Origin of the sequence: uncultured Lacinutrix sp., assembly GCF_947500325.1 — a bacterium.
Lineage (GTDB): Bacteria > Bacteroidota > Bacteroidia > Flavobacteriales > Flavobacteriaceae > Lacinutrix.
In genome coordinates, this window is the sequence record NZ_CANMRQ010000095.1 from 1 (window position 1) to 500 (window position 500).

Consider the following 500-nt stretch of genomic DNA (forward strand, 5'->3'; position numbering starts at 1 on the left):
GTAAAGTTACCAACACTACTTACATCTGTCATAGTAAAAACAGCAGTTCCATCATCTGAACCAAAACATATTTGATCAGTATTCGATTCAGCAATCACTATATTAATAGCAGGATCGATAGTATGAGAAGCACTAATTATACATCCATTAGCGTCAGTCACTTGAAAAGTATAATCGTCTGGAGATAAATTTGTAAATACTCCAGTTGTTGCACCAGATGTATTAGTAACTGCAGAGGCAGGAGCTGTAATTTCAAAAGCAAAAGGAGCGACACCATTTGTAGGTGTTACTGTTACATCTGTAGTGGTATCATTACAAGTAATCACATTAGCGTCTACAAATGTGATTCCTGTTAAAGGATCATATGGTGGAATATCTATCGTTTCAGTATCTATACAACCATTGCTATCACTTACAGAATAAGTAATAGTTTGCGTTGTTGTTGTATTAGTTACTGTTAATGTATTTGTAGTTGTATACCCACTACCATTAAAACTGTA

Annotated in this window: 1 protein-coding gene; it reads right to left on the minus strand. The window is 34.4% G+C overall.

Going from position 1 to position 500, the window contains the following annotated elements; translation table 11 throughout:
* Window positions 1–500, minus strand: a 500-nt coding sequence (locus Q0997_RS20325; RefSeq protein WP_299892561.1) for a hypothetical protein, incomplete at both ends; no start/stop codon positions are given.